Annotated in this window: 21 protein-coding genes; 9 read left to right on the plus strand and 12 right to left on the minus strand. The window is 66.8% G+C overall.

Annotated elements, in window-relative coordinates; all coding sequences use genetic code 11:
- Positions 1 to 17 precede the first annotated feature (17 nt).
- The 6 genes from AC0Z35_RS05470 to AC0Z35_RS05495 all read right to left on the minus strand — a co-directional run bounded on the left by AC0Z35_RS05470 (position 18) and on the right by AC0Z35_RS05495 (position 5,460).
- Positions 18 to 857, minus strand: coding sequence for an amidohydrolase family protein (locus AC0Z35_RS05470; protein WP_485131642.1), 840 nt, complete (start codon positions 855 to 857; stop codon positions 18 to 20).
- Positions 858 to 977: 120 nt separating this feature from the next.
- Positions 978 to 1,430 carry a hypothetical protein gene (locus AC0Z35_RS05475; RefSeq protein WP_485131155.1) on the minus strand — a complete coding sequence of 151 codons (453 nt, stop codon included), beginning with the start codon at positions 1,428 to 1,430 and terminating at the stop codon, positions 978 to 980.
- Positions 1,431 to 1,495: 65 nt separating this feature from the next.
- On the minus strand, positions 1,496 to 2,392 hold the full coding sequence (locus AC0Z35_RS05480) for a glycerophosphodiester phosphodiesterase (protein ID WP_485131154.1): 897 nt from the start codon (positions 2,390 to 2,392) through the stop codon (positions 1,496 to 1,498).
- A complete protein-coding gene (locus AC0Z35_RS05485) occupies positions 2,382 to 3,986 on the minus strand; it encodes a hypothetical protein (protein WP_046803200.1) in 1,605 nt (534 codons plus the stop codon). Before AC0Z35_RS05485 ends, AC0Z35_RS05480 begins: the two co-directional genes overlap by 11 nt.
- 1 nt (position 3,987) lies before the next feature.
- Positions 3,988 to 4,902 (minus strand): hypothetical protein, encoded by a 915-nt coding sequence (locus AC0Z35_RS05490; RefSeq protein ID WP_485131153.1) that lies wholly within the window; start codon positions 4,900 to 4,902, stop codon positions 3,988 to 3,990.
- A gap of 96 nt (positions 4,903 to 4,998) precedes the next feature.
- Positions 4,999 to 5,460, minus strand: a complete 462-nt coding sequence (locus AC0Z35_RS05495; protein ID WP_104142720.1) for a hypothetical protein — start codon at positions 5,458 to 5,460, stop codon at positions 4,999 to 5,001.
- Positions 5,461 to 5,673: 213 nt separating this feature from the next.
- Between AC0Z35_RS05495 and AC0Z35_RS05500 the strand changes: the two genes are divergently transcribed.
- The 5 genes from AC0Z35_RS05500 to AC0Z35_RS05520 all read left to right on the plus strand — a co-directional run bounded on the left by AC0Z35_RS05500 (position 5,674) and on the right by AC0Z35_RS05520 (position 9,649).
- Positions 5,674 to 6,261: a hypothetical protein gene (locus AC0Z35_RS05500; RefSeq protein ID WP_046803198.1), complete on the plus strand. Its 588-nt coding sequence runs from the start codon at positions 5,674 to 5,676 to the stop codon at positions 6,259 to 6,261.
- 113 nt (positions 6,262 to 6,374) lie between these two features.
- Positions 6,375 to 7,040 carry an RNA polymerase sigma factor gene (locus tag AC0Z35_RS05505; protein ID WP_046803197.1) on the plus strand — a complete coding sequence of 222 codons (666 nt, stop codon included), beginning with the start codon at positions 6,375 to 6,377 and terminating at the stop codon, positions 7,038 to 7,040.
- A 2-nt stretch (positions 7,041 to 7,042) separates the two neighbouring features.
- Complete coding sequence (locus AC0Z35_RS05510; protein ID WP_485131152.1) at positions 7,043 to 7,669, plus strand: hypothetical protein; 627 nt, start codon at positions 7,043 to 7,045, stop codon at positions 7,667 to 7,669.
- A gap of 17 nt (positions 7,670 to 7,686) precedes the next feature.
- Positions 7,687 to 9,198, plus strand: coding sequence for a caspase family protein (locus AC0Z35_RS05515; RefSeq protein ID WP_485131151.1), 1,512 nt, complete (start codon positions 7,687 to 7,689; stop codon positions 9,196 to 9,198).
- Between the two features lie 61 nt (positions 9,199 to 9,259).
- On the plus strand, positions 9,260 to 9,649 hold the full coding sequence (locus AC0Z35_RS05520; RefSeq protein WP_485131150.1) for a SecDF P1 head subdomain-containing protein: 390 nt from the start codon (positions 9,260 to 9,262) through the stop codon (positions 9,647 to 9,649).
- Positions 9,650 to 9,663: 14 nt separating this feature from the next.
- On the opposite strand, the gene AC0Z35_RS05525 is transcribed toward AC0Z35_RS05520, so the two are convergent.
- The 5 genes from AC0Z35_RS05525 to AC0Z35_RS05545 all read right to left on the minus strand — a co-directional run bounded on the left by AC0Z35_RS05525 (position 9,664) and on the right by AC0Z35_RS05545 (position 14,552).
- Entirely contained in the window at positions 9,664 to 10,869 is a 1,206-nt protein-coding gene (locus AC0Z35_RS05525) for an acetyl-CoA C-acyltransferase (RefSeq protein ID WP_485131149.1), read from the minus strand.
- Between the two features lie 97 nt (positions 10,870 to 10,966).
- Complete coding sequence (locus tag AC0Z35_RS05530; protein ID WP_485131148.1) at positions 10,967 to 12,544, minus strand: aldehyde dehydrogenase family protein; 1,578 nt, start codon at positions 12,542 to 12,544, stop codon at positions 10,967 to 10,969.
- Between the two features lie 51 nt (positions 12,545 to 12,595).
- Positions 12,596 to 12,994 carry an acyl-CoA thioesterase gene (locus tag AC0Z35_RS05535; RefSeq protein WP_485131641.1) on the minus strand — a complete coding sequence of 133 codons (399 nt, stop codon included), beginning with the start codon at positions 12,992 to 12,994 and terminating at the stop codon, positions 12,596 to 12,598.
- 119 nt (positions 12,995 to 13,113) lie between these two features.
- Positions 13,114 to 14,064 (minus strand): SDR family NAD(P)-dependent oxidoreductase, encoded by a 951-nt coding sequence (locus AC0Z35_RS05540; RefSeq protein ID WP_485131147.1) that lies wholly within the window; start codon positions 14,062 to 14,064, stop codon positions 13,114 to 13,116.
- 5 nt (positions 14,065 to 14,069) lie between these two features.
- On the minus strand, positions 14,070 to 14,552 hold the full coding sequence (locus tag AC0Z35_RS05545) for a MaoC family dehydratase (protein WP_046803193.1): 483 nt from the start codon (positions 14,550 to 14,552) through the stop codon (positions 14,070 to 14,072).
- 199 nt (positions 14,553 to 14,751) lie between these two features.
- On the opposite strand from AC0Z35_RS05545, the gene AC0Z35_RS05550 reads away from it, so the two are divergent.
- Positions 14,752 to 15,393, plus strand: coding sequence for a TetR/AcrR family transcriptional regulator (locus AC0Z35_RS05550; RefSeq protein ID WP_046803192.1), 642 nt, complete (start codon positions 14,752 to 14,754; stop codon positions 15,391 to 15,393).
- Between the two features lie 157 nt (positions 15,394 to 15,550).
- On the opposite strand, the gene AC0Z35_RS05555 is transcribed toward AC0Z35_RS05550, so the two are convergent.
- A complete protein-coding gene (locus tag AC0Z35_RS05555) occupies positions 15,551 to 17,179 on the minus strand; it encodes an AMP-binding protein (RefSeq protein ID WP_485131146.1) in 1,629 nt (542 codons plus the stop codon).
- Between the two features lie 177 nt (positions 17,180 to 17,356).
- Here AC0Z35_RS05555 and AC0Z35_RS05560 point away from each other — a divergent pair, with 177 nt between their 5' ends.
- The 3 genes from AC0Z35_RS05560 to AC0Z35_RS05570 all read left to right on the plus strand — a co-directional run bounded on the left by AC0Z35_RS05560 (position 17,357) and on the right by AC0Z35_RS05570 (position 21,632).
- Positions 17,357 to 18,112 carry an enoyl-CoA hydratase/isomerase family protein gene (locus tag AC0Z35_RS05560; protein WP_485131145.1) on the plus strand — a complete coding sequence of 252 codons (756 nt, stop codon included), beginning with the start codon at positions 17,357 to 17,359 and terminating at the stop codon, positions 18,110 to 18,112.
- 29 nt (positions 18,113 to 18,141) lie between these two features.
- On the plus strand, positions 18,142 to 19,365 hold the full coding sequence (locus tag AC0Z35_RS05565) for an ABC transporter substrate-binding protein (RefSeq protein ID WP_046803189.1): 1,224 nt from the start codon (positions 18,142 to 18,144) through the stop codon (positions 19,363 to 19,365).
- A 164-nt stretch (positions 19,366 to 19,529) separates the two neighbouring features.
- Complete coding sequence (locus AC0Z35_RS05570; RefSeq protein WP_104142706.1) at positions 19,530 to 21,632, plus strand: PhoX family protein; 2,103 nt, start codon at positions 19,530 to 19,532, stop codon at positions 21,630 to 21,632.
- The last annotated feature ends 1 nt before the right edge of the window (position 21,633 follow it).

Raw genomic sequence — 21,633 nt, forward strand, 5'->3', positions numbered from 1 at the left:
GTTCTGGCGATGCGCGGCTATCGCGTCGGGGCGAACCCGTACAGGCGTTCGGGGTTGCTGACCAGGATGCGATGGCGCACGTCGGGGTCCGGCGCCCAGAGCGCCAGCTGGTTGCGCAAGCGTCCCGTATTGACCATGCGGGTCTGGTGCACGTGCGGCCAGTCGCTGCCCCACAGCATGCGGTCGGGCGCGGCCTGGATCAGCGCCTGCGCCCACGGCGTCACGTCGCTGAAATCATCAAAGCGTTCGCTGATGCGATACGCGCCCGACAGCTTCACCCACCAGCCGTGGTCGCGCACCAGGTGATCCAGCGCCTGGAAGCCGGGGCTGCCCAGGCCATCGGCCACCGGCATGTGCCCCATGTGGTCCACCACGCCGGGCACCGGCAGCTTGCGCATGCGCGGCAGCAGCTCGGGCAATTGGCGCGCGTCCATCAGGAACTGCATGTGCCAGCCCAGATCGGCAATGCGATGCGCCAGTGTTTCCATGGCGTCAAAGCCGATGCCGCCGCCAAACAGCACATTGATGCGCAGGCCGCGCACGCCGGCCGCGTGCATGGTTTCCAGTTCGTGGTCGGTGACATCGGGCGACACGACGCCAATGCCGCGCAACGTGTCGGGGTGGCGGGACAGCACCTCAAGCATGTAGCGGTTGTCGGTGCCGTAGACGCTGATCTGCACCAGCACGCCGCGCGACATGCCGGTTTTTTGCAGCATGGCCAGGTAGGCCGATTCCGGCGCGGGCGGCGGCGTGTAGGTGCGCTCGGGCACCAAGGGGTAGGCCGCGGTGTCCGGGGCGACGACGTGCGCGTGCGTGTCGCAGGCGCCGGGCGGGATGTCGAAGGTGGCGGCGTCCATGTCGGGCAGCGGGGCCAGGCACAACGGCGGTTCGCCCGCGTTCGGGGTGGTGTTCAAAGTTGTCTCCTCAAATGGCCTGTGGCCTATTGAACGGACCATCGGAAGGCCCATCCGGTGGCCTTACAGCGAATACCGATATTCGCAGTTCAGCGTCGCCGTCAGCGCCGCCGGGGTCTGCGCCCCCGTGGTCGAGCGCGGCCGGGGCGCCTTCAACTTCGCCTGGAACTTGCCCGCCATGTCACCGCTGTCGCTGGTCTTTTCCACCGCCATGGTGGACGGCAGCGCGTAAAGCGTCAGCGCCGTGCCTGGCGAAGGCACCAGCAACAGGAACACGGACTGCGGAAAGTCCGACACCACATAGCTGCCCTGGGTCGTCGTGTCGTTAAGGGCGAGGGTGGCGTCGAAGTAGCTCAGCGTGATGTCCAGGTCTTCGGAGGACGGCGACGGAATCGTGCCCTTTATCGCGACCTTGCCGCTATCGGATACGCAAGACAGTTCGGCCGGCGCCGAGCCGGCGTGGGCGGCGCCGGCCAGCAGCAGGCAGGAGAAGAACGAAATCGCGCGGGCGTGCATGGGGCTTCCTTGCGGACGGTGAACGGAAAAATTTGCCGTTCAGTGTATGCCCAATCCCCCGCGTTTCAACCCCCGACGGCGCGGCAGAACGCCTGCGCGTCGCCGTCGATGATCACGCCCGACGGCAGGTAGCCTTCGCGCTGCCGCGTCGCGCGCAGTTGCTGCGCCAGGGCCGCATCGCCGCCCACCGCGTAGACAAAGACGCGCACCGATTGCGCCGCCGCGTCACGCAGCAATTGCGGGTTGGCGGCCAGCGTCATCGCGTCCACATGCACACCGACAGGCGCGCCCACCGTTTTGGCAAGATTGGCCAGCCACTGGCGGTTAAGCGAGGGCGCGGTGGCGCGTTGCGATACGTACTTGCCCAGCGGGTTCGCGCTGACGGCGTCCGCGTGGCGCGGGTCGAACACGATCAGGCCCAGATAGCCATCGGGGTCCGTGCCGCGCACGCAGCGCAGTGCCTCGGGAAACGCCGACGTGATCATCCAGTTGCCGTGCGGCAGCGCGGTCTTCATGCCGGCGACCAGCTTGCCCACCGGCGCGCAATCGCGGTAGACGACCTTGAGTTCGGCGTTGAAGGTCTTGGCCGGCTGCGTGGCCGCCACTTGCAGCGCATCGTCCAGGAACGGCGGCGGCTGTCCGCCGCCCTGCCCGGCCAGCTTGGCGCCGCGCCAATCCGCGCTGCTCAGTTGCAGCACGGCGCGGCGTCCGACGCCGGTGACCGACCTGCCGGTCAGCACATCGTGGTGCAACACCCAGCGGCCATCCTTCAGGCGCTGCATGTCGATTTCCACGCCGTCCCACTGGCCCGCATACGCCGCGCGGATGGACGCCAGCGAATTCTCCGGCAACGTCGGCGCGCCGCGATGCGCGTGCACCTGCATGCCCAGGCACGCGGCGCCGGCGCCCGACCAGGGCATGGCGGCGGCAAGCAGCGCCGCCATCCAGCGTTTAGCCTGCATCGCCGTGATATCCATACTTGATGCCGCCCAGCAAGCCGGTGCGCACCGCTTCGTTGAAGGGATAGGTGTACGCCTGGCCCACCACCACCACGTGCGCCACGTTGGCCAGCACGCGGCGGCGCAGCGCCTGCCCCAGCGATTCATCATCGCGGCCGACCTCGGCGCGCGACATCTGCTGGAACAGTTCGCTTTGGGTCACGCTGTTCTGCATGAACGAAAACGCCGTCCATACACACACCAGCGTCAGCACCAGGGCCAGGCCGGCGGCGCGCGTCGCCGTGCGCCCGGGCTGCTGGCCGGCGGGTGTACGCAGCCACACAAGCAGCTTGGCGATCAGATAAAGCAGCTTGGCAAAGTGGCCCACCGCGCCCAGCAGCGAACACAGCAATGCAACCGGCGGCACGATCGCCGCGCGCGCGGCGTCCTCGCCCAGCTTTTGATGCTGGCCGCCGCGCTGGAAGTCAGACGCGCTGGCGGAAAAGCGTGGCATCGCCTCGTCGACGGCGCGGTCCAGCATGCCGTCGTACAAGCGTTTGAAGCTGGCGGGATCGGTGTAGTTGGCGGCCACGTTCATGCTGGCCGGCACCATCAGCGTCTGGCGCAGCAGCTTTTGCACGCCGGGTCGCGCCACGAAATCCTCGTAGGACAGGCCGGGCGGAATGGCGTCGCCTTCCACATGCACGGTGCGGCTGCGCATGGTCTTCCAATACTGCTGGGCAACCGCCTCGTTGAACGTGGCGCGGTCGTGCGGCTGCCAATCGGCAGGCACCGGGATGCGCTTGCGCACATCTTGCGTGACGCGGCCCTGGTAGCGGGCGGGCACGCGTTCTGGCGTCCAGCCGCGCCGCGACAGGCTATTGCGGTAATCGGACCACGCGCGGTCCTGCTCGCGCGCCAACCCGATGTCGGACGCAACCGGCACGCCGGCATATTTCTTCCAGCGGTCCGCCACCGACTGCATCACGCTGGTGTAGACCTGGTGATAGCCGCGGATGCCCGGCGCCGTCATGCGCACATCGCGGCCGTCAAACGAAAACGTCTTCATCTGGCGTTGCAGGTCGCTGCGGATGACCTGGCGTTTCTTGGGCTCGACCTTTTCGTCCAGGTTGTCGATGTTGGACAGCAGCACCTGGAACACGGCCAGGAACGCCTTGCCCTCGGGCCGCGCATAGACGCCATCGTCCACCAGACCATCCAGATGCAGGTCGCCCTGCACCAACGACCGCTGGAGCAGACCGGCGTTGGTGGCGACGCGGCGAAAGTCGGCATCGCGCGTGTCCACCAGCACGTTCACCAGCATCTTGATGGCGCCGAACACCACCAGCGCGGTCACCGCGCAGGCCACGACGATCTTCAGGAACGACGGCTGGCCACCCGTTCGCAGGCGGCGCGTCCACAGCAGTTGCAGCACCACCAGCGCGGCGGCGATGCCCGACAGCGTGCGGCCGAAGAACTCCAGCTCTTCGATGTCGTGGGGCGTGGCGCGGCTGCCCACCACGTCCAGCAGGCGGGCGTTGAAACCCAGTTCAAAGCTCAGGTAGACAACGGTCAGGGCGATCAGGATAAGGATTTGGCGAATCTGGGCTTGCCGCACGTCAATCTCTCAGGTCGATTCGGGTCGAGGTGATTTCCTCGTCGGGCAGGTCCAGCTTGGCGGGCACGCGCGACGCGCCGCCACGCGGTGGTGCGCTGGCGGCGGCGGCCGTGTCGCTGCCGGGCATGCGCTGCACGGGCGGCGGCACCATGCGGCCGTTGCCGGGCGCGGCAACCGCCGTGGTCGGGGCCGAATCCGGCGGGGCGGCTGGCGCGGACTTGCCCGGCCTGGGCGCCTTGGGTGCCCTGCCAGGCTTGGGCTTGGCGGGCGCGGCGGGCGGCGGATAGACGCCGTACTGGCGCAGCGATTCCTGGTAGCCCGCCGGGTACAGCGATTCGTCGGCAAAGGGTTTGGCGCGCGGGTTCATGCCGGCAACAGACTTCACGTCGCCACGGCGCATGCGGCCGTCCTGCGTATAAACGAAGCGTTCGATGCCGGACCCCTTCGGGAAGTCCAGCGTCAGGGCGGCGCGGTCGTCTTGCACCAGCACGGCGGGCCGGTCGCGGCAGTTGCCCAGGTCCCAGGACAGCACGTCCGATCCCTGGATGGCCAGCACGGTATAGCGGTAGTCGCAGTTGCGCCGTTGGGTCTCAATGACCACGACGGTGCGCGGGCCGACGTTCTCGGTGCGCGCGATGCGAGCCGAGTCCACGTTTTTCAGGGGCACCACACGCTGGTTGCCGGACAGCTTGACCGAGAAGTTCTTGCCTTCGCGCCGCAGCGTGCCCTCGCCGCCGTCCTGCAATGGGAACTGGCCGATCTCGGTGCCGAACAACGCCGCCGTGTCCACACCGTAGACCAGCTTGCCGCGCGAGTTGGTCTGGACCGCGCACGCGCTCAACCCTCCCAGCAACAACAGCATGGTTATCAGGCGCAGGGGCAACGAACGGAATAAGAACGGGTGCATCGAAATCATCAAGGTGTCGGGAAACCGGCCCCGCAATGTATCTCAAAGTTACAAGGCAGGGCCAGGCTTGTTTCAATTCCGGCGGGCAGTCAGGCTCGGCGTGGCTTAGCCGGCGGCGCTTTGCTTCTGTTCCAGCGCATCCTTGACCAGTTCGCCGGCCGCATGACGGATGACACTGACGCAGCGCGCCACGATGCCGCGCAGCAGCGCTTCGGCCGGCAGCGAGTCCGGCCCCGCCACAAAGCCTTCCACCGAGGCAGAGATGCGCCCGGCCTTGTCGGCGCGGTCCTGCCCCAGGCTGAGCTTGACCGCCTTGCAGCGATGCGTGACCGCGTTCATGACTTCCAGCAGCTGCTCGCGGGTCAGGCCCAGTTCATTGGCGTCGACAAAGCTGGGATACACCAGGCGCAGGAATTCCGGATCGGCGTCGCTCACGCTGAAGAACATCGTGCCCAGGTCGGGATAGCGGAACATCACGTCGCCGTCTTCATCGATGCGGGCGACCAGGCCCAGTTCATCTTGGACCACGGTTTGATACAGGGTGGCCAGGGCGGTGGGGTTGGACATGATGGGGGTTCTCCGTGTGGAAGGTTGGCAGCGGGAAAATCCGTGCCCTTGCCTCTTGCTACGCACGGCATCGAAAAAGGTTCGAAAAAAAATCGAAGAAAGATTGAAGAAAGACCGAAAAAAAATTCCGTCAAAAATAAATCGAACCTTTTCGCCCGCCGCGCATAGCCATTGGTACAGGCATCCATTTGCCGCAACCGAAAAGGAATGACCATGCAAGGTAAAGAGCTGCGCGACGTATTGACCCAGGCCAAGACCCACGGCGGGCGCTGGGCCGCCACCGCCGCCGCCCGCGTCAACCGTGGCGACGCCGTGGGCGCGCTGCTGTTCCTGTTGGCCACCACCGTGTTCTCGGTGCTGACCGTGCGCATGATGGGATCGAACGCCAGCCTCAGCTTCTATGACCTGCTGCGCTTGCAGAATGGCGGCGGCATGCAAGGGTCGATGGGCGGCCAGGCACCCGGCGCGGGCATCTATGCGCTGTTGTGGCTGTTGGCCGTGGTGGGCCCCCTGCTGCCGTCGCTGATGCCGCAACGCGCGGCGCGCCTGGGGTATTTCATGCCGCTGGCGCTGTGGCTGATCGCGCTGATGGGCGTGGTGTCGCAGGTGCGTGAATTGATGGCGGCCACGCGCCAGTTCGCCGGTTTCATGGGCGGCTCGCGCGCCAGCCGTGGCATGGCGGGCGATATGGCGTCCGGCCTGTGGAACAACATGAGCTTTGGATTTGGCTTCTACCTGTCGCTGGCCATCGTGATCGGCTTCACCCTCCGTGGCGTTGCCATCCTGCGCCGCCGCGCTTGATTTTCCGCCCTTGCACGGCTAAGGTGCCGCTGCCCTCGGTTTGCAGGGCGGCGGCGTTCCCTGCCGATGGGCTGACGTTTACTGCGTCCAGTTCGACAACAAGAAACTGAACCATGAACACGCTCGACCCCAAGCGCTACGTCATCAACAACGTCGACGCGCTGCTGCGCATCATGCATGCCGACCCGCGCTACGCGCTGGATTTCCGCAACAAGGCCGAGCAGCACATCACGCTGAAGCTGCGCAAGAAATTCTTCAACGCGTCGCCGGAGGGCGTGGTCGACGCCTTCAACAACGCGCTGATGAAATTCCTGCAAACGCGCACGTTCAAGGATGAAGGCTTTCTGCATGGCCAGCCGGCCGGCGGCTGGGCGGCGCACGAGCTGGCCGTCAGCAAGCTGGGCGGCTACCTGTACCGGGGGTCCTTGCACGAGCTGATCCAGATGCATCGGCGCACGCGACATGAAGTGCCATGGACCGGGCCGGACGCCGATGCCCAGCACGAGGACAACGTGTTTGACGACGCCGAAGACGTGGGCGACCCATCGCCCTTCTCGGACCCCGCCAAAGCGTACGAGCACCTGTCCGTCGTGCAGCGCATGCGCGACTGCCTGAACCAACTGAGCGACACCTTGCGCGCCACGATGTTCCTGTATCTGGACGAAGTGCCGATGGAACAGATCGCCAAGCAGCAAGACCTGCACGTGCCCACCGTCAAGAGCCGGCTGCATGCCGCGCGCAAGCTGGTGACCGACTGCACGCGCAAAGGAATGGACTGATCATGTCTGAAGACCGCGTACTGTCCTACCTGTCCGGGGAATTGGACGCCGACGAGCGCCGCGCGTTTGAAGCCGAGCTGGCGCGCAACCCCGAATTGCAGGCCGAGGTAGACGAATGGCGCCTGCTGGCGCAAGCACGCCAGATCGCGCATAACGAAATCGGCCAGGCCGAGCGCGACACGCAATTTCTGCACGCGCTGGCCGAACACGTTCGCCCCGCGCCCGCACCGCTTTCGCCACGCTCGCGCCTGTGGCAATGGCTGTGGCCCACGCCCGCCAGCCCGTTGATGCCGCTGGGCTGGGCGTTGGCCATCGCCTTGTCGGTGGTCGTGCTGCTGCAAGCCCCGCGCGAGGGTTTCCAGTCCGACGGCGTGCCGGTGCAGGACGGCACACTGACGCGCGGCGGCGGCGCTTGCCCGCGCTTGGTGGTGGACCTGCCCGACGCCGTCAGCGCCAAGCAATTGCGCAACACCCTGGCGCAGTACGCGGTGTCCATCGTGGCCGGACCCGACGAAGACGGCCGCTTCGTGTTGAGCGCCGCGCGCGAATCCTCGCTGCACGATGCCGCCACGGCGCTGGGCGCGGCAGGCGTTGCGGCGGCATTGCCTGGAGCCTGCCCCACGCCATGAAGCCATGCCGATCCGCCATGTCCGCCACGTCCGCCATGTCCGCCATGCCCTCCATGCCCATCACGTCCGCCCCCAGCCTTAGCCGGACCCGCCGCCGCCTGGTCACCGCCCTGTTCGGCGCCGGCCTGCTAGGCGCCGGCCTGCTGGGCGCCGCCCCGCCAAGCCTGTCCGCGCCGGGCGCCGCCACCGCCGCGCCCACGCCCACTCCCGTTTTGGCCACCCGCCGCTATGCGCTGGTCATCGGCAACGCCCGCTACGCCGTGCCCACCAATGCACTGGCGAACCCGGTCAATGACGCGCGTCTGGTTGCCGACACGCTGCGCCGCCGCAACGTCGACGTCACCTTGCTGACCGACCTGACCACCGCGCAGATGGAAGCGGCCGTCGACGAATTCGCCACGCGAGCAAACGGCGCCGACCTGGCGCTGGTGTACTTCGCCGGCCACGCGGTGGCGGTGGATGACGTGAACTACCTGTTCGGCGTAGAGCTGCCCGTGGCCTTGGCCGACGTGCGCATCCGCACGGCGCAGCAGGGCTCCTTAAGCCTGAAGCGCGTGTCGCAGGCGCTGCGCCGCGCGCAGGTGCGTGCGCGTCTGCTGGTGCTGGACGCCTGCCGTACCAACCTGACGCGTGGCGCACCGTCGGTGGGCCTGGTTCGCGCTGTGCCGGCGGGCGGCGAGCTGATCGCGTTTTCGACGCAGCCCGGCGCCACGGCCGAAGACGGCTTTGGCAATGACGGCCCGCGCCACAGCCCCTATGCGTTTTATTTCGCGCAAGGGTTGGCCGAGCTGCCCGCGTCCGCGCCGGTTGAAACCTTCTTCAAGCAATTGACGGGCGATGTGCAGGTGGCCACCGCTTACCGCCAGGTTCCGCACTACGCCAGCAGCCTGGTCGGCACGGTGACCTTCACCAGTCTGGCCGACGGCCAGACGCCCGCCACGCCCCCGACCCAAGCCGGCCAGCCCGGCCAGGCGGGGCGCGGCCCGTCGCCCACGCTGGGCCGCGATTTGATCAAGGCGCGCATCAGCGCGTGGGAATACGAAGTCGAACGTGGCGCGCAATACCTGGACGAACCCCGCCTGGCCTCGCTGCAAGCGCGGGCGCAGGCGGGCGACGTGGTGGCCATGACGACCTTGGGCCTGATCCTGGAGAACGGCGAACACGTGCAGCAAGACTACAAGGCTGCCGCCCGCTGGTATCAGCGCGCCGCCGACCAGGGCTTTGCGCCCGCGCAAACCTATCTGGGCGAACTGGCCGGGATGGGGCGCGGCGTACCCAAGAACTACAACGTGGCCGAACGGCTGTTTCGCGACGCCGCCGAAGCCGGCCATCGCCGCGCCGCGCTGGACCTGCTGGACCTGCGCGTACGCATGGGCGAACCGCTGGACCCGCGCGAGTGGGCCGCCGTGCTGCAAGACGTGACGCGCAACCCCATGGGGATGGCGTTGCCCGGCATGCCGCCCATCCAGGGGCTGCCGGACACGCCCTGGATGCGCGCGCTGGGCGTGCGCCCGGCCGGCCAGCCCTGACGTTAACGGGGCGCGCGACTTCGGCTAGGATATTGGCGTTGTCCAACAGAAGGAGTCCGCGATGCCCCTAATGAGACACCTGGTCCTGGCGCTGGCCGCCGCCGTGGCGATGCCGCTGGCCGCGCACGCCGAGAGCGTCACCTTGCAAGCCCAGCGCGCCACCGCGTCATCCGACCCGCACACCGGCGCACGCGTGGTGGATATTGAACTCAAACCCGACAGCCGCAAGGCCCTGGCCGACTTCACCCGTGACCGCGTCGGCAAGCGCATCCAGATCCGGTCAAACGGCATCCTGCTGTCGTCGGCCACGCTGATGAGCCCGCTGGAAGGCGACAGCTTTCGCATCACCGCGGGCGAACATGGCTTTGGCGGCAAGTCGGCCGAGGACATCGCGCAGGGCATCATGAAAGACGGCGGCTTGTCGGTGGACGACGAGAACGTCGCCAAGTAGCCGCCGACGCGCGCTCATCCCGCGATTTCAAACAGACCGGCCGCGCCCATGCCGCCGCCCACGCACATGGTGACGACGGCATAACGCACCCCGCGCCGCCGGCCTTCAATCAACGCGTGCCCGGCCATGCGCGCCCCCGACATGCCATACGGATGCCCGATGGAAATAGCCCCGCCGTTGACGTTCAGGCGGTCATCGGGGATGCCCAGCTGGTCGCGGCAGTACAGCACCTGACACGCGAACGCTTCGTTCAGCTCCCACAAACCGATGTCATCAACGGTCAACCCATGCCGCGCCAGCAGGCGGGGCACGGCATGCACCGGCCCGACGCCCATTTCCTCGGGGCCACAACCGGCCACCGCCATGCCGCGATAAATGCCCAGCGGCGTCAGCCCGCGCCGTTGCGCCACGCCCGCTTCCATCACCACGCAGGCCGAGGCGCCGTCCGACAACTGCGATGAATTGCCCGCGGTGATGTGCAGGCCCGTATCCAGCCGCTGACCGTTTTTGAACACCGGCTGCAAGGCCGCAAGGCTTGCCAGCGTGCTGTCGGGCCGGTTGCCCTCGTCGCGCGCAAGCGTGACCGGCTGTGCGGTGGTCTGGCCCGTGGCCCGGTCGGTGACCTGCATGACGGCGGAAAGCGGCACGATCTCGTCATCGAAGCGCCCGGCCGCCTGCGCGGCGGCGGTGCGCTGTTGCGAACGCAACGCGTACGCGTCCTGCGCGGCGCGGGGGATGCCGTAGCGGCTGGCCAGGATCTCGGCGGTTTCCAGCATGCTCATGAATATTTCCGGCTGCTCGCGCATCAGCGCGTCGTCCAGCCAGCGGTTGCGATTCATGCTGGCGTTCTGCACCAACGAGATCGACTCCAGCCCGCCCGCCACCACGATGTCCATGCCTTCCTGCGTGACCTGTCGCGCGGCCGTCGCAATGGCCATCAGCCCGGACGCGCACTGGCGGTCCAGCGTCATCGCGGCCACATGTACCGGCAAACCGGCGCGCAATGCCGCCTGCCGCGCCACGTTCATGTGCGTGGTGCCCTGCTGCAACGCCGCGCCCAGGATCACGTCTTCGACCTCGCCCGGCGCCACAACCGCGCGCGCCACGGCGTGCGATATCGCATGGCCGCCCAGGGTCGGGGCGGTGGTGTCGTTGAATGCCCCGCGATACGCCCGTCCGATGGGCGTGCGGGCGGTGGAGACGATGACGGCTTCTCTCATGATGGGTTCCTGATATGGGGTAGGCGGGTGACGGCGCGGTGTTGCGGACCGGGGGTGTTGCGGACTGTAGGCGCTGCGGACTGTGGCTACTGCGGGATCAGGCGCGCCAGACGGTGTGGCTTTGTTCTCGTGCGAATTGGGCAACGTAGTACGGACCCAGCCCGCCCTTGCCCGTCATGCCCGAGCCCTTCCAGCCGCAGAACGTCTGGATGCCCGGCCACGCGCCCGTCGTCGCGCCGCTGGCGCGGTTGAGGTACAGCGCGCCGGCCTGGGCGCGGTTCAGGAACGTGTCGATCTCGGCTTGCTCGCGTGCATAGCAGCCGGCGGCCAGCCCGTAGTCCACCGCGTTGCCGTCGTCGATGGCGGCGTGCAAATCGTCGAACGGCAATACCGACACCAAGGGCAGGAATAATTCCTGGCGGTTCAAGCGGTGATCGGCCGGCAAGCCGGCGACGACGGTAGGCCGCACATAGTGCCCGTACGCCAATTCGCCTGCATTCAAGCGGCGGCCGCCGGCCAGGACTCGACCGCAGGCGTCGGCATCTTCGCACGCGGTGCGGTAGCGCCGCCACGCAGCTTCGTCGATCAGCGGCCCCATGAAGACGGCGCGGTCGCGCGGGTCGCCCACCACGATGTCGTCGGCCGCCGCGCACAGGCGTTCCAGGAATCGGTCGTACACGGCCGAATGCGCGTAGACCTTGGACCCGGCCGAACACTTCTGCCCTTGCAGGCCGAACGCGGATCGCAGCACGCCTTGCACCGCCACGTCGATATCGGCGCTGGCGGTAACGTAGGTGGGATTCTTGCCGCCCATCTCGGCAATGACGGGCCGCGCGTAGGCCCCGGCGGCCACGGTTTGCAGCAGGTCCATGCCGACATCGAGGCTGCCGGTGAATGCGTAGCCATCGATGGCAGTGTGCTGCGCCAGCAGCGCGCCCGTCTTCGCGCCGCCATGCACGCCGTTGACGCAGCCGGGCGGCAGGCCCGCGGCATCGCAGGCGCCCAGCAGCAAAGCCCCGGTCAGCGCCGCGCGTGGCGACGGCTTGTAGACCACGGCGTTGCCGGCCAGCAGCGCGGCGCACACCATGTTGACCGACAGGGCCAGCGGAAAATTGAACGGCGCGATGACCGCGAACACGCCATACGGGCGCAACACGTCCTGCGTGCTTTCGTTGTCGAACGCGCGCGCCAGGGGTTGCCGGTAGCCGTCGCTGCGTTCAGCCTGATCGCAGTAGTAGCGGATCAGGTCCACCGCTTCCTCGGCTTCGCCCAACGCTTCCAGGCGCGACTTGCCGATCTCAATCATCGTGGCCATGGCGAAGTCAAGCTTGCGCTCGGACAGCACCATTGCCAGCCGCCGCAACACCGCGATGCGGGCAGTCCAACCTTGCGCATCCCAGGCTAGCTGCGCGCGCTTGGCGCACGCGATGGCGCGGTCAACCGTGTCGGCATCGGCGCACGGAAAGCGGCCGACCATCAACCAATGATCGATCGGCGAATACGCTTCCTGCAACGCTTCGCCCGCCACGAATTCGCCGTTCAGACGGTGACGATGGTCGCGGCCCAGCATGCGCGTTTCAAAGTCGGGAAGGCGCTGGTCCAGCAGGTCGTGTAGCGAAGAAAAATCCGCGTGGATATTCGAGTACGTGACGCGAGGCAGGGTGTGGGCGTTCACAGGGGCTCCCGGGGCGGCGTTCTGGTCAGCGTGGCCACGCAAGGCAGCGCATCACGCAGACTTGAGAAGCAAGGGCTCCAGCGCGCGGCGCAACGCCGATGGCAACGGAACCGGTTGACTGGTGGCGCGGTCGACATAGGCGTGGGTGTAGCTGCCCTGCGCGGCGGCGGTCTCGTCGTCGCCACGGAACAGCGCGAATTCATAGGTGACGCTGCTGCGGCCCAGGCGGCCCACGCGCAGACCCAGCACGACGGAATCCGGAAACGACACCTGGCGGAAGTAGGACGTCTGGCTGTGCACCACCAACCCGATCACCGCGCTTTGGCGCAGGTCCAGCACGCCAAGTTCGATCAACGTCTGGTTGACGGCGGTGTCGAAATATTCGTTGTAGACCACGTTATTCATGTGGCCGTAGACATCGGTGTCGCGCAGCCGTGTAGTCATCGGCATCAAGCGCGAGTAGTCGCCGCGCGCGTGGGGCGTGGCGCGTTGCGGGGCGGGGCCGGAGGCACCGTCGGACGCGGCGGCGGTGGGGGCAGTCGCGCTACCGCGGCCGTTCGCGTCTGCGCTCATGCCGCCTCCTGCGCGCGCTTCAGGATGCGGGCAACGTGCGCCAGGCCTTCGGGCGGTTCGATCAGCGTGTCCAGGCTGGCGATTTCGTCAAAGTGCGCGGCGATGCTTTCGGGCGTGCGTTCGTGTTCGGGAAAATACATGCCCGCGCTTTCCACAATGGCCAGGCGCGCGTAGGTGCCGGCGCCCGCCAGCAACGCCGTGCGGCTGGGCGCCGCTTGCGCCACCAGGAACAGCGCCGCCGGGGTGACGAAGGCGGGGTCCAGCGCGCGCAGCGTGTCGGCATCGAACATCTCGGCCGTCATGCGGGTGGCGGCGGTGGGCACCAGCGCATTCACATGGATGCCGTGCTTCTGGCCTTCCAGGTGCAGCACGTTCATCAGGCCCACCACGCCGGCCTTCGCCGCGCCGTAGTTCGATTGGCCGAAATTTCCGTACATCCCCGACGTGGACGTCGTCATCAGGATGCGGCCATAGCGCTGTTCGCGCATGATCGGCCAGACGGCGCGCGCGCAGTTGGCCGAGCCCAGCAAGTGCACGTCGATGACGGCGTTGAAATCGTCGGCGCTCATCTTGGCGAAGGTCTTGTCGCGCAAGATGCCGGCGTTGTTGATCAGGATGTCCACGCGGCCCCACGCCTGCATCGCGCGCGCCACCATGGCGTCGACGGCGGCGCTGTCGCACACGTTGCCGCCGTCGGCAATCGCCTGGCCGCCGGCGCCGATGATCTCGTCGACAACGGCTTGCGCGGCGCTGGTTGGCACCGCGCCGGTCTGCACCACGCCGGTCTGCACCGCGCTGGTTTGCACCACGCCGGTCTGCACCGCGCCACCATAGTCGTTCACCACTACTCGGCAGCCGCGTGCGGCCAGTTGCAGCGCGTGGCTGCGGCCCAGCCCCTGGCCGGCGCCGGTCACGATGGCGACGCGATCATCAAAGCGTATGGTCATGGCATTCATCCTTCAAGCACGGTCATGGTGATCCAGTCGGCCACCAGCGCGGGCCGCGCGGCGCCCTCGGTCTCCACGGTGACGGCATAGCGGGTGGTGAATTCACGGTCGTTACGCGGCGTGAATTCGCTGAGTACGAAGCGGCCGCGTACCCGCGCACCGACGCGCACGGGGGTCAGGAAGCGGACTTTGTCGAAGCCGTAGTTGATGCCGACGGCGCCTTCGAATACCGGCAGCACCTGCAAGCTGAATGCGGTCAGCATGGACAAGGACAGGAAGCCATGCGCGATGGGGCCACCAAACGGGCCTTCGCGCGCGGCGCGTTCCGGGTCTACGTGGATGAACTGGTGGTCGCCGGTGGCATCGGCAAACAGGTCGACCCGTTCTTGCGTGACGGTCAACCAGTCCGACACCCCGATTTCCTGCGACACCCGCGCCGCCAGGGCTTGCGGGTCGATAAGGGATTCTTGAACAAGGTCTTGGGTCATGGACGGCCGTTGGTGAAAGGGAAAGACGATGACGGGGGGCAAAAACATACCGAGTAGTATAAACTTCGATTTTTGGATTTGTATAGGCCGTGCGAACGAGGCGGCGCCTCCTGCACCCCGCGCTGTGGCACCCCGCCCCGGCCCCGGGCGATTGGCTAAACTGGGCGCTTTGCCGCGACGCATGGATGGAGAAACGCGCATGAATGGGGAACCTACGGTGACGGCTGCACGCGATGACGGCATGGGCAACATTGAACTGCTGACCGCGGCGGCCGAGTGCTTTATGGAGCAAGGGTTCCACGCGTCCAGCATTGACGATGTTGCGCGCCGGCTGGGCGCCACCAAGGGCCGCGTCTACCACTACTACCGCTCCAAGACGGACCTGTTCTTTGACGTGCACCGCGAAGGCATGCGGCGTAACTTCGAGGCGGTGCGACCGGTCATGAAAGAGCCCGGCACGGCGGCCCACCGGCTGGCGCTGATGCTCAAGCATCACGCGCTGTCGATGATGGAGAACCTGGCGTTCGAGACCGTTGTGGTGCAGGGCGTGCACATGCACCGGCTGGGCGCGACCACACCCGCGCAGCGGCAGACGCTGGCCGAACTGATGACCATCCGCGACGATTTCGAAGCCTTGTTCAAGCGCGTGGCCTACGAGGGCGTGGAAGATGGATCACTGGCCATCGACGACGTATCGGTGGCCATCAAGGCGGCGCTGGGCGCCATCAACTGGCTGGCCGTCTGGTATCGCCCACGCCTGGGCGAAACGCGCGACGACCGCGAGATCCTGGCCAACAAAGTCGTGCACACCATCATCGCGGGCCTGGGCACGCGCGCCTGAGCGCAGGGCGGCACGGGATGGCGTGCGCGGTATCGCGCGCCATGTATCGCGATACATGTATCTCGCTCCATGTATCTCGCTCCATGTATCTCGCTCCATGTATCGCGCGCCACGCGTCGCGCGCCGTTCATGCCGTCCCGCGTAGCCCGCGGCCCGATCAAGCCAGCCGTTCGCGGCGCAGCTTGATGCCCGCCGCTTCGCGGTCCCACGTGCCGTCGGCCAGGCCTTCGCTGCGCAGCACATGCTTTTGCAGCTTGCCGCTGGCGGTCTTGGGCAGGTCGTCCACCACGCGCACATAGCGCGGCACCATGTAGTGCGGCACGCGTTCGGCCAGCCATGCGATCAGCGCCGCCTCGTCCACCCGCGCCCCGTCCACGGCGGTGACCACCGCCAGCACCTCGTCTTCGCTGTGTACGCTGGGCACGGCCACGGCCACCGCTTCGCGCACATCCGGGTGGGCGCAGATTTCCCCTTCCAGTTCGAACGACGAGATGTTTTCCCCGCGCCGACGAATCACGTCCTTCAAGCGGTCGACAAAGAAAAACGTGCCGTCGGCGTCGCGGCGGAACGCGTCGCCCGTGTGGAACCAGCCGTTGCGCATGGACGCGGCGGTGGCCTCGGGGTTGCGGTAATAACCCGAGAACAAGGCCCAGGGCCGATGCGAACGAATCAGCAGTTCGCCCACCGTGCCGTCCGGCACCGCGCGGTCTTGCGCATCGCCCACGCGTAGTTCGAACCAGGGCCGGGGCTTGCCGCAGCGCCCGGCCTCGGTCAACCCCGGACCGGCGCTCAAGGGGCTGGCGATTTCGGTCATGTTGTACACGGTGTAAAGGTCCACCCCGAAACGCGCCTGAAACGCGGGCGCGTCCTCGCCGAACGGCACGATGAAGACGCCGCGCAAGCGGTGTTCGCGGTCACGCGGAGACGGCGCCTGCTTGAGCAGGAAGTTCGCCATGACGCCCAGCAGTAGCACCACGGTGCTTTCGGTGTCGCGGATGGCGTCCCAGAATTGGTCGGTACGAAATTCCGGCACCATCGCAATCGACCCGCCGTAGGCGAGCATGGCGTACACGTACAGCGTGCTGCCGCAGTGAAAGATCGGGCCGGCGATCATGCAGCGGTCGTCCGGCGTGATCCAGTCGAACGCGTCGGGTCCCATGGTGTAGATCTGCACGTAGGACGTGACCACGCCCTTGGACAAGCCGGTGGTGCCGGACGTGTACATGATGGACTGCATATCCCAGGGTTCGATCGGCGCGTCCAGCGCCAGCAGCGCCGGCGGGGGCGGCTCGGCCGCGTCCGACAAGGGCGCAAAGGACACCCCGGCGGGAGGCTGCAACGGGGCGTCGCCCGGGTCTTCTCCGGTCAGCAGCACACGCGTCAGCGCCCCCGGCGCCACCTCATGCAAGCGGCCCGCCAACGCGCGATGCGCCACCATCAACGACGCCTGCGCGTTGTCCAACACGTGCGCCAGCGGCCGCCCCCGCAAGCCCGTGTTCAGCGGCACATACACCGCACCCAGGTAATTGATGGCGAACCAGCTGGTCAACAGTTCAGGCCCATTGCCCATCCAGCACAGCACGCGGTCGCCCTGCTTGACGCCTTCCCAACGCAAGGTGGCCGCCCGTTGCTGAACCCGCGCCAGCGTCTGGGCGTACGTCCACGTGGGGCCGCCGTGGAACCGGACGAAGATTCTGTCCGGTATCTTTTCCGCTTGCGCCTCTAGCAAATAGCGCAGCACGCAAGCCTGGCGGTCAGGAATCGCCGCCCGAACGTCGTCGTTCATCAATGTCTCCTTCCTTGTTATTTGCCTTATTTTTCATGACTTTCTTCTGGCCATCCAGCACCGCCGGATACGGACTTACCCGCAGGTGGCCCCCGAGGCGTTCCTAAAGTCTTGCGGGTTTCAACATACTTGGTAGTATATCCAGCAGATTTTCCCAAACAAGCACGGAAGAACCCCATGAGCATGGTTTCAATCGAGCGGGATGGCGGCGTGGCGATCGTGCGCTATGACCGAGGCGGCAAGGCCAATGCCCTGAACCTGGCCGCCATGGACGCGCTGATCGAGGCGGCGACCGATTTGGCCCGCGACGACCACATCCGCGCCGTGGTGCTGACGGGCACATCGGCCCTCTTTAGCGCCGGCATTGATTTGAAAGACCCCGCGCTATGGGGCCATGACGACCCGCTGATCACACAACGCGCCCTGGCGCGTGGCGAAATGCTGTGCCGCGCCTGGACCGAACTGCCGCAAGTTACCGTCGCCGCGATCGAAGGCGCGGCGGTGGGCGGCGGCGCCGTGCTGGCGCTGGCCTGCGATTGGCGCGTGCTGGCGGACAACGCTTTGCTGCGCTTTCCCGAAGTGCGATTGGGCCTGCCGCTAGCCTGGGGCGGCCTGCCCCGCCTGGCCGCGCTGGTCGGGCCCGCACGCGCCAAGCGGGCGCTGTTTACCGACCTGACCTTGCACGCCGACACCGCGCAAGCCTGGGGTTTGGCGGACGCCCTGGCCCCGCAGGGCGATGCACTGGCCGCCGCACTGAGCTTGGCGCGCGAGGCCGCCGCCTGCCCGCCCCTGGCGCTGCGCCTGTCCAAGCGCGCCATCGACGCGCAGTTCGACGCCAGCCACCTGGCGCATGCGCAAACCGATCAATTCCTGTTGTGCCATCTGCTGTCCCCCGCCACCGCCGTATCGACCCCGCCGCAAAGATCCGCCTGAAAGAGCGGACGCCCACCTGGAGGAAAGACATGAACCCATTACTTGGCGCCTTGCTTGTTGCCGGCGCATTCGCCTTGCCCAGCGCGCACGCGCAGTCCGACGCGCCCATCCGCATCGGCGTCCTGACCGATCTATCCGGCATGAATGCCGACCTGTCCGGGCAAGGCTCGGTCGAGGCGGCGCGCATGGCGGTGGAAGACTTCGGGCCGACCGTGCTGGGTCGCAAGATCGAAGTCATTGCCGGAGACCATCAGAACAAGGCGGACATTGGCTCTGCCACCGCGCGCCGCTGGATCGATCAGGAAAATGTGAAAGCCATTGTCGATGTACCGACGTCGTCCGTGGCGCTGGCGGTGCAGGAAATCACGCGCACCGCCAACATCGCCTTCCTGGCGTCCACCGCCGGCACGTCGGACTTGACCGGCAAGGCGTGCTCGGCCTCCACCGCGCAATGGACCTACGACACCTATGCGCTGGCCAACGGCACCGGCCGCGCGCTGACCGAATCCGGCATGAAGAAGTGGTATTTCCTGACGGCGGACTACGCGTTCGGCCATGCCTTGCAGGCGGATACCGAGAACGCCGTCAAGCAGGCTGGCGGCCAGACGCTGGGCTCGGTCAAGCACCCGCGCGCTTCAAACGATTTTTCTTCATTCCTGTTGCAGGCGCAGGCCTCGAAAGCCGAGATCGTGGCGCTGGCCAATTCATCCGGCGACACCACCATGGCGATCAAGCAGGCCAACGAATTCGGCCTGATCAAGGGCGGCCAGAAGCTGGCCGGCCTGCTGATGTTCATTACCGATGTGGACGGCGTGGGCCTGGAACAGGCGCAGGGCCTGGTGTTGACCAGCGGCTTTTACTGGGACATGGATGAGCGGACGCGCGCCTGGTCCAAACGCTACGCCGAGCGCACGAAAGGCCGCGTCCCGACCATGGCGCAAGCCGGCGTCTATTCCGCCGTGCTGACGTTCTTGAAAGGCGTGAAGGAAAGCGGCAAGCTCGAAGGCGATGCGGTGATGACGCAGATTCGCGGCATGAAGATCGACGACATGTTCGCCCGCAACGCGTATTTGCGTGAAGACGGCCGGCTGGTGCACGACATGTACCTGGTGGAAGTGAAGAAGCCGTCGGAGTCCAAGGCGCGTTGGGACTACTTCAAGATCCTGCGCACGATTCCGGGTGACAACGCCTTCCGCCCGCTGGACCAGGGCGGCTGCCCGCTGGTCAAGTCCAAGGCGGTCGCCACCCAATAAGCGTGTCGGTGCCCATCTGGCCGGCCCCGTGCAAACGGGGCCGGCCTTTTCGTTTGCGCGCCGTATGCCCGATATCGCATTCAGCCATCTGTCATTAACCTTTCATTTGCGACTTCTAGTATTGCTCGTCCCATTCAGGCACAGCCCCCAAGCCAGGAATCCACATGAGCAAATCCATCTCCGACAAAATCGTCCGCAACCCCAGCCAGAGCAGCCCTTTCAGCGAAATTCTGGAAAAGAACCTGTCGCGCCGCATGGTGATGCGCGGCGGTCTGGCCGCTGCCTTCGCCACGATGACCAGCCTTGGGCTGGCCGGCTGTAACAGCAGCGATGACGATGACGAACCCGTCGGCGGCGGTGACCCCAACCCCACGCCCGAAGTGCCCGGCGGCGGCACCGAGACCCCCGCGCCTACCCCGCTGAAACTGGGCTTTGACTCGCTGCCCACGTCCATGACGGACGCTTGCGTCGTGCCGCAAGGCTACGTGGCCCACGTGTTTGCGCCGTGGGGCACGCCGTTGAACGACAACGCGCAGCCCTGGGACCAGAACGGCAACAACACGTCCAACGACCTGCTCAACTCCACCGGCATGCATCACGACGGCATGCATTTCTTCCCCATCGAAGGCAGCTCTACGGAAGGCCTGCTAGCCGTTAACCACGAGTACATCGACCAGGCCGCGCTGCACCCGAACGGCCCGACGCTGGTGGCGGGCAAGCGCCCGGCCGAGGAAGTGCGCAAGGAAATCAACGCGCATGGCGTGGCCATCCTGCACGTGCGCCGCGAAAACGGCCGCTGGAACATCGTCAACAACTCGCGCTACAACCGCCGCTTCACATCGGCCACCGCCATGAAGCTGGCCGGCCCGGTGGGCGGCACGGACTGGGTCAAGACGCCCTTCTCGCCCAACGGCACGCAAGTGCGCGGCACCAACAACAACTGCGGCAACGGCTACACGCCGTGGGGCACGTACATCACCGCCGAAGAAAACTGGGCGGCCTGCTTTGTGAACACCGGCACCCGCCCCGCGCACCAGCTGCGCGTTGGCGTGTCGGGCGGCCCGGCCGGCCGCTACCAATGGGAGACCGCTGCGGGCGACGCGTCGGAAGTGCTGGGCGAATTCGCGCGCTTCAACGTCACGCAAACCGGCATCGACGCCACGCAAGACTGGCGCAACGAAGTGAACGGCTTCGGCTACCTGGTGGAGATCGACCCGTACGACCCGTCCAGCATCGCCACCAAGCGCACGGCGCTGGGCCGTTTCGCCCACGAAGGCTGCGCCTACAGCAAGCCCGAAGCCGGCAAGCCCCTGGCGTTCTACAGCGGCGACGACTCGCGCTTTGAGTACATCTACCGCTTCGTGTCCGAGGCCGTGTGGGACCCGAAGGACGCCGAGCGCAGCGACCGCCTGGCTGTCGGCGCCAAGTACCTGGACAAGGGCACGCTGTACGTAGCGCGCTTCAACGCGGACGGCTCGGGCGAATGGCTGCCCCTGATCGGCACCACGCCGGGCGTGGGCGGCCGCACGCTGGCCGACGAGTTCGGCAGCCTGGACGCCATCCTCATCAACACGCGCGGCGCGGCCGACTTCGTGGGCGCCACCCCGATGGACCGCCCGGAGTGGACCGCCACCCACCCGACCAACGGCGACATCTACCTGACGCTGACCAACAACAGCAGCCGCAACGCCGGCACCGGCACCAACCCGCCCAACCCGCGTCTGAACAACGTCAACGGCCACATCATCCGCTGGCACGACGAAGCGGGTTCGACCAAGTTCGAGTGGGATATCTTTGTGTTCGGTTCCGACGCAGGCGCCGACGCCGACACCAACCGTTCGGGCCTGACCGCGCTGAACCAGCTGGCCAGCCCGGACGGCATCGGCTTCGACACGCGCGGCATCCTGTGGATTCAAACGGACAACGGCATCGACGGCGGCCGCAACAACAACGTGGCCCGCGCCACCAACGACCAGATGCTGGCCGTGATCCCGGGCGCGCTGGCCGACAGCACCGGCACGGGTCCCGCCATCAACCCGTCCAACCAGGCTGACCTGCGCCGCTTTTTCGTTGGCCCGAACGAAGCCGAAGTAACCGGCTTTGCGTTCACGCCCGACTACACCAGCATCTTCCTGAACATCCAGCACCCGGCAAACTGGCCGGCGTATGGGACGGATGATGCAACGGTCGCAACCACGGGCACGGTGCGCCCGCGCTCATCGACGGTGGTGATCCAGCGCGCAGACGGCGGCCCGATCGGGGTGTGAT

Source organism: Achromobacter sp. 1L-A-4-B-C2, from assembly GCF_057291955.1.

What these genes read in the sequence shown, in the direction of transcription:
- AC0Z35_RS05470 (WP_485131642.1), bottom strand. Translation starts at nt 857, where the DNA reads ATGGACGCCGCCACCTTCGACATCCCGCCCGGCGCCTGCGACACGCAC.
- AC0Z35_RS05475 (WP_485131155.1), bottom strand. Translation starts at nt 1,430, where the DNA reads ATGCACGCCCGCGCGATTTCGTTCTTCTCCTGCCTGCTGCTGGCCGGC.
- AC0Z35_RS05480 (WP_485131154.1), bottom strand. Translation starts at nt 2,392, where the DNA reads ATGCAGGCTAAACGCTGGATGGCGGCGCTGCTTGCCGCCGCCATGCCC.
- AC0Z35_RS05490 (WP_485131153.1), bottom strand. Translation starts at nt 4,902, where the DNA reads ATGATTTCGATGCACCCGTTCTTATTCCGTTCGTTGCCCCTGCGCCTG.
- AC0Z35_RS05495 (WP_104142720.1), bottom strand. Translation starts at nt 5,460, where the DNA reads ATGTCCAACCCCACCGCCCTGGCCACCCTGTATCAAACCGTGGTCCAA.
- AC0Z35_RS05500 (WP_046803198.1), top strand. Translation starts at nt 5,674, where the DNA reads ATGCAAGGTAAAGAGCTGCGCGACGTATTGACCCAGGCCAAGACCCAC.
- AC0Z35_RS05505 (WP_046803197.1), top strand. Translation starts at nt 6,375, where the DNA reads ATGAACACGCTCGACCCCAAGCGCTACGTCATCAACAACGTCGACGCG.
- AC0Z35_RS05510 (WP_485131152.1), top strand. Translation starts at nt 7,043, where the DNA reads ATGTCTGAAGACCGCGTACTGTCCTACCTGTCCGGGGAATTGGACGCC.
- AC0Z35_RS05515 (WP_485131151.1), top strand. Translation starts at nt 7,687, where the DNA reads ATGTCCGCCACGTCCGCCATGTCCGCCATGCCCTCCATGCCCATCACG.
- AC0Z35_RS05520 (WP_485131150.1), top strand. Translation starts at nt 9,260, where the DNA reads ATGCCCCTAATGAGACACCTGGTCCTGGCGCTGGCCGCCGCCGTGGCG.
- AC0Z35_RS05525 (WP_485131149.1), bottom strand. Translation starts at nt 10,869, where the DNA reads ATGAGAGAAGCCGTCATCGTCTCCACCGCCCGCACGCCCATCGGACGG.
- AC0Z35_RS05535 (WP_485131641.1), bottom strand. Translation starts at nt 12,994, where the DNA reads ATGCCGATGACTACACGGCTGCGCGACACCGATGTCTACGGCCACATG.
- AC0Z35_RS05540 (WP_485131147.1), bottom strand. Translation starts at nt 14,064, where the DNA reads ATGACCATACGCTTTGATGATCGCGTCGCCATCGTGACCGGCGCCGGC.
- AC0Z35_RS05545 (WP_046803193.1), bottom strand. Translation starts at nt 14,552, where the DNA reads ATGACCCAAGACCTTGTTCAAGAATCCCTTATCGACCCGCAAGCCCTG.
- AC0Z35_RS05550 (WP_046803192.1), top strand. Translation starts at nt 14,752, where the DNA reads ATGAATGGGGAACCTACGGTGACGGCTGCACGCGATGACGGCATGGGC.
- AC0Z35_RS05555 (WP_485131146.1), bottom strand. Translation starts at nt 17,179, where the DNA reads ATGAACGACGACGTTCGGGCGGCGATTCCTGACCGCCAGGCTTGCGTG.
- AC0Z35_RS05560 (WP_485131145.1), top strand. Translation starts at nt 17,357, where the DNA reads ATGAGCATGGTTTCAATCGAGCGGGATGGCGGCGTGGCGATCGTGCGC.
- AC0Z35_RS05565 (WP_046803189.1), top strand. Translation starts at nt 18,142, where the DNA reads ATGAACCCATTACTTGGCGCCTTGCTTGTTGCCGGCGCATTCGCCTTG.
- AC0Z35_RS05570 (WP_104142706.1), top strand. Translation starts at nt 19,530, where the DNA reads ATGAGCAAATCCATCTCCGACAAAATCGTCCGCAACCCCAGCCAGAGC.